Source organism: Aurantibrevibacter litoralis, assembly GCF_034651555.1.
In the GTDB taxonomy this organism is placed as follows: Bacteria; Bacteroidota; Bacteroidia; order Flavobacteriales; family Flavobacteriaceae; genus Aurantibrevibacter; species Aurantibrevibacter litoralis.
On record NZ_JAYEEQ010000008.1, the window covers coordinates 153360 to 161609 of the forward strand.

11 protein-coding genes are annotated in these 8250 nt (G+C 39.9%); all 11 read right to left on the reverse strand.

All coding sequences use genetic code 11. The features are described from left to right. Positions 1–6: 6 nt before the first annotated feature. Positions 7–969, reverse strand: a complete 963-nt coding sequence (gene ftsY, locus U1E44_RS09040; protein WP_322930747.1) for a signal recognition particle-docking protein FtsY — start codon at positions 967–969, stop codon at positions 7–9. Between the two features lie 89 nt (positions 970–1058). Continuing rightward, complete coding sequence (locus U1E44_RS09045) at positions 1059–1208, reverse strand: DUF4295 domain-containing protein (RefSeq protein ID WP_322930748.1); 150 nt, start codon at positions 1206–1208, stop codon at positions 1059–1061. A 6-nt stretch (positions 1209–1214) separates the two neighbouring features. Then, on the reverse strand, positions 1215–1397 hold the full coding sequence (gene rpmG, locus U1E44_RS09050) for a 50S ribosomal protein L33 (protein ID WP_322930749.1): 183 nt from the start codon (positions 1395–1397) through the stop codon (positions 1215–1217). Between the two features lie 26 nt (positions 1398–1423). Further along, on the reverse strand, positions 1424–1657 hold the full coding sequence (gene rpmB / locus U1E44_RS09055; RefSeq protein WP_322930750.1) for a 50S ribosomal protein L28: 234 nt from the start codon (positions 1655–1657) through the stop codon (positions 1424–1426). Positions 1658–1732: 75 nt separating this feature from the next. After that, complete coding sequence (locus U1E44_RS09060) at positions 1733–2980, reverse strand: competence/damage-inducible protein A (RefSeq protein ID WP_322930751.1); 1248 nt, start codon at positions 2978–2980, stop codon at positions 1733–1735. Positions 2981–2982: 2 nt separating this feature from the next. Continuing rightward, entirely contained in the window at positions 2983–3321 is a 339-nt protein-coding gene (locus tag U1E44_RS09065; RefSeq protein ID WP_322930752.1) for an Hpt domain-containing protein, read from the reverse strand. Next, positions 3321–3932, reverse strand: coding sequence for a fumarylacetoacetate hydrolase family protein (locus U1E44_RS09070; RefSeq protein ID WP_322930753.1), 612 nt, complete (start codon positions 3930–3932; stop codon positions 3321–3323). The genes U1E44_RS09065 and U1E44_RS09070 overlap by 1 nt, the downstream gene beginning before the upstream one ends. A gap of 15 nt (positions 3933–3947) precedes the next feature. Beyond that, positions 3948–4724 carry a 3'-5' exonuclease gene (locus tag U1E44_RS09075; RefSeq protein WP_322930754.1) on the reverse strand — a complete coding sequence of 259 codons (777 nt, stop codon included), beginning with the start codon at positions 4722–4724 and terminating at the stop codon, positions 3948–3950. An 89-nt stretch (positions 4725–4813) separates the two neighbouring features. After that, a complete protein-coding gene (locus U1E44_RS09080) occupies positions 4814–6172 on the reverse strand; it encodes a dihydrolipoamide acetyltransferase family protein (protein WP_322930755.1) in 1359 nt (452 codons plus the stop codon). Between the two features lie 94 nt (positions 6173–6266). Further along, on the reverse strand, positions 6267–6887 hold the full coding sequence (gene recR / locus U1E44_RS09085; RefSeq protein ID WP_322930756.1) for a recombination mediator RecR: 621 nt from the start codon (positions 6885–6887) through the stop codon (positions 6267–6269). Positions 6888–7174: 287 nt separating this feature from the next. After that, positions 7175–7987, reverse strand: coding sequence for a copper resistance protein NlpE N-terminal domain-containing protein (locus U1E44_RS09090; RefSeq protein ID WP_322930757.1), 813 nt, complete (start codon positions 7985–7987; stop codon positions 7175–7177). Positions 7988–8250 lie beyond the last annotated feature (263 nt).

The window sequence follows — 8250 nt, forward strand, 5'->3', positions numbered from 1 at the left end:
CTATTTTCAATTGGTATGGCTAAAAAATGAATCTACAAACTCGTATTTATTAAAGACCTGTAAATCCTCTATTCCTTCGCCTACACCAATATATTTTACCGGAATTTGAAATTGATCGGAAATACCGATAACCACACCTCCTTTGGCGGTACCATCTAACTTTGTTACCGCTAATGACGTTACCTCGGTGGCTTTTGTAAAAGCCTTAGCCTGTTCAAAAGCGTTTTGCCCGGTTGAACCATCTAAAACCAAAAGTACATCGTGTGGCGCATCAGGTATTACTTTTTGCATCACCCTTTTCACCTTGGTTAATTCGTTCATTAAATTTACCTTATTATGCAGTCGCCCGGCAGTATCAATGATAACTACATCCGCATTTTGGGTTACCGCAGAAGTTAGCGTATCAAAAGCAACCGAAGCGGGATCGCTACCCATCTGCTGTTTCACTATGGGCACCGAAACCCGATCTGCCCAAATTTGCAGTTGGTCTATGGCTGCAGCCCTAAAGGTATCGGCGGCGCCCAAAACCACCTTAAAACCCTTCTTTTTAAACTGATAGGCCAATTTGCCAATGGTGGTAGTTTTCCCTACCCCATTTACACCTACCACCATAATTACATAAGGGCTTTTAGCCGGGGAAATGGTAAAGTCTACGGCTTCACCGATGTTGGTTTCCGAAAGGAGTCCAGCGATCTCCTCCCTTAAAATGAGATTTAGTTCTTCAGTGCCCAGATACTTGTCGGAAGCGACTCTGGCTTCTATCCGATCAATAATTTTAAGGGTGGTGGTCACGCCTACATCCGAGGACACCAAAACCTCTTCCAGCCGATCGAGTACTTCTGCATCTACTTTGGACTTCCCTGCAACGGCTTTGCTTAGTTTGGTTAAAAACGTCACAGTAGTTTTTTCCAAGCCTTTGTCTAAGCTCTCTTTTTTCTCATTAGAAAATATCCTTTTAAATAAGCTCATTCCGTAGATTTCGTTGGTTCATCAAAGATATAAAAATAAAAAAGCCACTTTCTTAAGAAAGTGGCCTAAACCTTATTTTATTTTGATTGTTATTTTTTCAACCATTCATTTACCATTTCCGGTGCCATAACGGCTTCAGTAAATGTATATGCACCAGATTTTGTAGATTTTACCATTTTTATCACCTTGGTTAATCTTTTGGAACTTGTTTGTAAACTTGCTACCGTCTTCTTCGCCATGATTTCCTATTTAATTTCTTTATGAACTGTAACCTTATTTAGGACACGATTAAATTTTTTAATTTCCATCCTGTCCGGAGTATTCTTCTTATTCTTGGTTGTAATATATCGGGATGTTCCCGGCATGCCCGATGCCTTATGCTCGGTGCATTCTAATATTACCTGAATTCTATTACCCTTCTTTGCCATGATTTTATTCTAATGAGTAAGGAAAACTAAATTAATCCTTTTGTTTTAGCTTCTTTTAATACCTGAGAAATGCCTTTTTTATTGATGCTCTTTAAAGCTTTTGTAGATACCTTTAAGGTAATCCAACGATCTTCTTCCGGTATGTAGAACCTTTTTTTGGAAAGATTTACCTCAAATCGTCTCTTGGTTTTATTGATAGAAAAGGAAACATTGTTTCCTACCATACCTTTCTTTCCCGTAAGTTCACAAACTCTTGACATTTCTATTCTTTTTTGTGTGATTTTTAAACAGGCTGCAAATTTATGTCATTTTTATGGGACGCACAAAATTCTTTTTCAGAATTTTAAAATTTCTTTTTGAAGCAGTTCAAACGCCTTATTAGCCGTCTTTTGTATCACCCTTTCCCTATGGTTCCCCATTGAAAATTGTTCCGAAAAAACTGTAACGGGAGTGGCAATAGCAATAAACACAGTACCTACATCGGCCGTTGCATCGCCCTTGGACGGTCCTGCATTCCCTGTTGTGGCTATGGCAAAATCCGATTTAAAAAGCTTCTTTACGTTTTCTGCCATGGCCTCGGCCACCTCGGCACTTACCACAGAAAATTGGTCTATGAGTTTTTGCGGTACCTGCAAGACATCTACTTTAGCTTGCGTGGCATAACTTACCACTGTACCGTTGAAATACTTGGAAGCACCGGGCAATGCGGTAATCATCTCAGCTAACTTTCCGCCCGTACAACTTTCGGCGGTCGCCAGCGTAATTGCTTTGCCAATCATACACTTGGCCACGGAAGCTTCAATAGTTTCCTCGTCCTCCGTTCCGTAAAGAATATCATCTACCAGCGTGGCAAGCGTATTAGATGCTGCCTCCAAAGATTGAGTTAACACTCGTAAATCCGTGCCTTTTGCAGTAAGCCGCAACCGCACTTTTCCTACATTAGGTAGGTAGGCCAGCTTTATGAAGGCAGGCAGATCCTCCTCTAACTGAACCAAGCGTTCGGCGATACTGCTTTCACCCATGCCATAGGTAACAAGGGTACGGTGCAGTATGTGTGGTCGTTGAAATGTACGCACAATTCTTGGGATAACCTCTTCCCGCATTAAATACTCCATTTCGTAAGGTACGCCGGGTAGTGAGACAAAAACAGACTTACCGCCATTGAGCCACATGCCCGGAGCGGTACCAAAAGCATTGTGCAATACAATGGATTTGGACGGCACCAATGCCTGTTTTCTATTGATTTCCGAAATAGGAACTCGAATGTATTTTTTAAATAGTTGCTCTACGTGCAAAAGCACGTTCGTATTTTCTATTAAGTGATCTCCGAAATAGGTACAGAGCGTATGTTTGGTGATGTCGTCTTTGGTTGGGCCCAATCCTCCGGTCATAATGACAAGATCTACTCTGGATTCGGCTTCTTTCATAGCCTGCAAGATGTGGGCACTATCATCCTGTACTGAGGTAATTTGATACACCGATATCCCAATCTTGTTCAATTCCTTGGCCATAAACACAGAATTGGTATCGGTAATTTGGCCTATGAGAATCTCATCACCAATCGTAATAATTTCTGCCAGCATCCTTAAAACTGAAAATCTTGTTTTAATTGAGCCACCACTTGCTGTATATCCTTTTTAAGTAATGGGAAGATCCTAGCGATTTCTGCAGTGTTGGCTTTGCCCTTACCTAAGGTTTCAATTTGTAAGGCCATATCCCGGGTCTGCTCCATACCCAGTAAATCTACGTTGGGTTTTATTTTGTGCGCCAACTTATACACCTGCTCATAATTGCGTTCGTTCAATGCTTTTTCCAATTCACTTAAATCCTGAGGTACTTCCTCCAGAAAAACGGCTACTACAGAATTGATGAAGTCTTCATCCCCTTCCGCCATTTCGTTCAACTTATCTAAACTGTATATCATTATTTAATTTTTACCGAAAACATCGTCTCATTTTCCAAGAAGCCCGTAAGATAATCATTTGCCATTATTTTACCAACTCCGGCAGGTGTTCCTGTAAATAGAATATCCCCTTTTTTAAGCGTAAAAAATGTAGATACATAGGCCACCAATTCATCAATTTTCCAGAGCATGTGACTTGTGTTCCCTTTTTGTACTATGGTCCCGTTTTTCACCAATGAAAAATTGAGGTTGTTGATGTCCTGAATCTGACTTTTCGGAATCCATGTGCCAATTACAGCAGCACCATCAAAACCTTTGGCCTTTTCCCAGGGCAATCCTTTTTCCTTTAATTTGGTTTGAAGATCGCGTGCCGTAAAATCGATCCCTAAGCCAATTTCATCGTAATAGGAATGAGCAAATTCCTGAGCTATATGTTTCCCAACTTTATTGATTTTCACCAATACTTCCACTTCATGGTGCACGTCATCCGAAAAATCGGGAATATAAAAATCTTGTTCCTTGGGCAATACCGCAGAATCCGGTTTAATAAAAACTACAGGATCTGAAGGTCTTTCATTGGCCAATTCTGCAATATGATCTACATAATTTCTACCAATACAGATAATTTTCATGGTTTACTATACTACTTAGTTAAGCTTGGTATTGAGTTTATTCAACTTTATTTGGGTTAATACTTTTTTGGTGTACAGCGGAAAATCGGCATTTAAAATCCACCCAAAATAGCCCGGTTCGCTTTCTAGCACCTCATGTACTTTTTTACCTTTGTGCTTCCCAAAAGCGAAGACTTCATTACCATCCTCATCAAATGCAATAAAGCCGGCAAAATCTGCAAAAGTCCTGTGTGTAGAAAATTCGGCCAACTTTTTTATATTGTTTTCCAACTCCGGATATTTAACCAATTGAGCCAAAAGGACTTCGTAAGTGGCTTTAGTATCTGCCGCCGCACTATGAGCATTAGCCAGCTCCTTGTTACAATAAAATTTATATGCGGCTTCTAATGTCCGTTTTTCCATTTTATGAAAAATGGTTTGGACATCTACGGAAACGGTGTTTTTCATGTCGAAATCGACCCCAGCCCTAAGCATTTCTTCGGCCAATAAGGGAATATCAAATCGATCCGAATTGAAACCGCCCAAATCGCTATCCTGTATCATTTTATAAATTTCCTTGGATACCTGTTTAAAAGTGGGTTCGTGCGCCACCTTTTCGTTTGAAATGCCGTGTATGGCCACCACCTGTTCCGGGATTTCCATTTCCGGATTTACCAACCACGTCTTACTTTCCTTATTACCGTTTGGGTAAATTTTTAGCATGGAAATTTCAACAATTCTGTCTTTGGCGACATTGGTTCCTGTAGTTTCCAAATCAAAAAAACAAATCGGTTTTGTTAGCTGTAGTTGCATCGTATGTGGTATTTCTGCAAATATAGTTTTTAGATCCTTTTCAGAAAATTAATCGCCCCTAATGTCAAAAAAGAATTGCCTATGAAAGACTAAATCTCTCTATCGATGTCCCATGCCTCTAAATAATCTGCAACCGATTTTACAAACATACCTCCCAAGGCACCATTAACCACCCGATGGTCGTAACTGTGGGAAAGAAACATTTTGCTTCGAATACCAATAAAATCGCCCTCTGGGGTTTCAATAACCGCCGGTACCTTTCGAATGGCACCCAAAGCCAGAATACCTACTTGGGGTTGGTTTATTATCGGCGTTCCAAAGACACTACCAAAAGAACCTACATTCGTAACGGTATAGGTGCCATCTTTAACTTCGTCGGGTTTTAAGGCATTAGTACGCGCCCTTTTGGCCAAATCGTTTACCGCCTTAGACATTCCCACTAAATTTAACTGATCGGCATTCTTAATTACCGGCACAATTAAATTTCCATCGGGCAATGCAGCAGCCATACCTATATTGATGTTTTTTTTCTTGATGACGGTATCCCCTTGTACCGAAATGTTGATCATGGGATATTTCTTAATCGCTTTTGCGACGGCTTCCATAAAAATGGGCGTAAAGGTTAGTTTTTCGCCTTCTCGTTTTTCAAAAAGGTCTTTCACCTTATTTCGCCATTGCACCACATTAGTGACATCTACTTCTACAAAACTCTGCACATGAGCAGAGGTAGAAACACTATCTACCATATGTTGCGCTATCAGTTTTCCCATTCGCGACATGGGGATTACTTCTTCTCCCACCAAACTTGAGGTCTTGGTATCCGAGCTATTTTCGGGAAGCGATGCTTTTATTTCCTTGGTGTTCAATGCCTCCTTTTCCTGATGTTTAGGCTGCGTAACCACAGTTGCGTCTGTTTGCCCTTTTTTCTGTTCTACATACGCTAAAATATCACTTTTGGTGAGTCTTCCCTCGCTTCCACTGCCGGGAATGGTATCTAATTCGGCAACGGAAATACCTTCTTGCTTCGCAATATTTTTCACTAAAGGAGAATAAAATCGGTCTGAAGTATGATACTCCGAAACTGCCACGCGTACCGTTTCTTTAGCAGCAACCACACTGTCTTCTATCGCTTTAACCGAAGCTACTGCTTGGGTTACCGTTTCTGCTTCAGTTTCGGAAGGTGCGGCGGGTTCTGAAAGTACCGCCTTTTCCGTTTCTATAATGGCCACGGTTTGCCCTACTTTTATGATATCATCCGGGTTAAAAAGTTTTTGAATTAAAACACCCTCTACCTCACTAGGCACCTCAGAATCTACTTTATCAGTGGCTATTTCAAAAACAGCTTCGTCCATGGCTACTGTATCGCCTACCTCCTTTAACCATGAGGTTAAGGTTGCTTCGGCCACACTCTCCCCCATTTGCGGTAATTTCAATTCAAATTTTGACATTTTACTATTTTATATGCGATTAAAGCCTAATATTTTGCAAAAATAATATAAAATACGTCTCGTTTTTACACTTTGTGCATTTGCGGCAGTAAGACTAGGAAATTTTCAAGGAGTTTTCAAACGGTATTCTGTTTACGATACTCCTTCCTAGGGTTATTTCATCGGCAAATTCTAACTCGTCGCCTACCGCAATTCCTCGGGCTATGGTTGATGTTATGAGTTGTATCCCTTCTAATTTCTTAAAAATATAAAAATTTGTGGTATCGCCCTCCATCGTGGAACTGAGCGCAAAAATAAGTTCCTTTATCTTGCCTTCTTTTACCTTCCTCACCAAGGGTTCTATGGTTAAATTATGAGGGCCAATACCCTCCATTGGCGATATTTTGCCTCCTAATACATGGTATAAGCCTCGAAATTGCCCTGTATTTTCTATAGCCATTACATCTCGAATGTCCTCCACCACACAAACCAAAGTTTCATCCCTTTTTGGATTGGCACAAATCTCACAAATGGCGACATCAGAAATATTAAAACAATTGGTGCAAAATTTAATTTCTGAGCGCAATTGTTCCAAACTTTGTGCAAGATGCGTTGTTTGGGAAGGCGGTTGCTTTAAGAGATGTAAAACCAATCGCAGTGCCGTACGTTTTCCTATACCGGGCAACTGGGACATTTCATAGACTGCGCTTTCCAATAATTTAGATGAAAAATCCATGGGGTCAAAATTACAATTTTTGATTTATGTTTTAGCTTTTTTACCGTTGGCATTTGAAATAAATATTCTGGCTCATTGGTCTACTAACCAAGGTAAAATATCAGAAACTCCCCGCCATCACAAGGAAGTGGAATGCATATCTAGAGGTTGATTTCTAGCATTCACCATCAAAACACATTATCTAAGGTACCTTAACTACCCCTTTAGCACTGGTAAGACCTTGTATTTCTAAAACGGCCTACAAAACTGCCCTTAGTACAATGCCATTTCCATAGCATTACAAGACCTTACCTAAAATATTCGACTTCAAATTTCGCCAAAGGTGCCATTTTTGCTTTGAATAGTGAAAGCGTAGTTTCGGTGGCATGGTAATTATCTGCTGTTTCTAATACAGTTAAAAACTGTTGTTCGGTATCTAAATCTTCACAGGCCATTAGGGTGGTTGCCATTTTGGAAAAACTAATGTTGTACTCGTCTTTTAGTTCGTAACTTCCATTAAACGTATTACAACCGCCATTCCCATGAACTCGGTCGTTTTCCGTTTTTAAAATTAAAAAAGCTTCGCGTTGCCCTTCTTTGGTTTCTATGGTTTTTCCGTTTAATTCAACTAATTTCCAATATTTTTCAGTAATAGTGGTATCTTCTTTTCTAAGTACATACTGGTCGGCCAAATCGCCTACAATACTTTGGCCATCTTGATCTAACATAAATAATTGATTTTCGCCCACCTTAAATTGCGTATTTACACTCTCATAGCCCAGTAATTGAATTTCCGAGCCTGCGGTATTCCAGCTAAACTTTCCCGTATTTTCAACAGCATCATCGCCTTTCCCCATGTATTTTGTTTTGTGCGTATAGCTTCCATTTTTGTTTAAAATTAGGACTGTGGCAATGCCTTCGCAGTCGGCACAAGGCAGCGTACCTTTATAAATACCATCCCAATCTAATGCGTTTTGACTATTATCGGCGGGTGTCGGTATTTTATTTTCAGTCGATGGGTATTCCGTGGTTTCTTGTGTACCCGGATTCATATTTTTGCATGATCCTAAAGACAGCATGGATATGAGACAAATGGTGCTTAGTGTTTTGGTTGACAACATGGGTTATTATTTTAGGGTTATACCTGTTGTGCATTTTGATTATTTAGTGCTTATTTGACACTAAAATCTACATTAATTGCCTCGATACCGAAGGAAGTAATGAAAATTTCTAAAATGCATCCTTTAAGTCAGGGCAAAAATTGAAGAAATCAAGTCAAAACGAACATCGGGTTAAGGTTATGATTAAATTAGCCATCCCCCGAAAATTGAATGTGACAATCGAAAAAGCATTGATTTTATTGATGTTTTGAGAGGTTTTTAAA

What these genes read in the sequence shown, in the direction of transcription:
- ftsY (WP_322930747.1), bottom strand. Translation starts at nt 969, where the DNA reads ATGAGCTTATTTAAAAGGATATTTTCTAATGAGAAAAAAGAGAGCTTA.
- U1E44_RS09045 (WP_322930748.1), bottom strand. Translation starts at nt 1,208, where the DNA reads ATGGCGAAGAAGACGGTAGCAAGTTTACAAACAAGTTCCAAAAGATTA.
- rpmG (WP_322930749.1), bottom strand. Translation starts at nt 1,397, where the DNA reads ATGGCAAAGAAGGGTAATAGAATTCAGGTAATATTAGAATGCACCGAG.
- rpmB (WP_322930750.1), bottom strand. Translation starts at nt 1,657, where the DNA reads ATGTCAAGAGTTTGTGAACTTACGGGAAAGAAAGGTATGGTAGGAAAC.
- U1E44_RS09060 (WP_322930751.1), bottom strand. Translation starts at nt 2,980, where the DNA reads ATGCTGGCAGAAATTATTACGATTGGTGATGAGATTCTCATAGGCCAA.
- U1E44_RS09065 (WP_322930752.1), bottom strand. Translation starts at nt 3,321, where the DNA reads ATGATATACAGTTTAGATAAGTTGAACGAAATGGCGGAAGGGGATGAA.
- U1E44_RS09070 (WP_322930753.1), bottom strand. Translation starts at nt 3,932, where the DNA reads ATGAAAATTATCTGTATTGGTAGAAATTATGTAGATCATATTGCAGAA.
- U1E44_RS09075 (WP_322930754.1), bottom strand. Translation starts at nt 4,724, where the DNA reads ATGCAACTACAGCTAACAAAACCGATTTGTTTTTTTGATTTGGAAACT.
- U1E44_RS09080 (WP_322930755.1), bottom strand. Translation starts at nt 6,172, where the DNA reads ATGTCAAAATTTGAATTGAAATTACCGCAAATGGGGGAGAGTGTGGCC.
- recR (WP_322930756.1), bottom strand. Translation starts at nt 6,887, where the DNA reads ATGGATTTTTCATCTAAATTATTGGAAAGCGCAGTCTATGAAATGTCC.
- U1E44_RS09090 (WP_322930757.1), bottom strand. Translation starts at nt 7,987, where the DNA reads ATGTTGTCAACCAAAACACTAAGCACCATTTGTCTCATATCCATGCTG.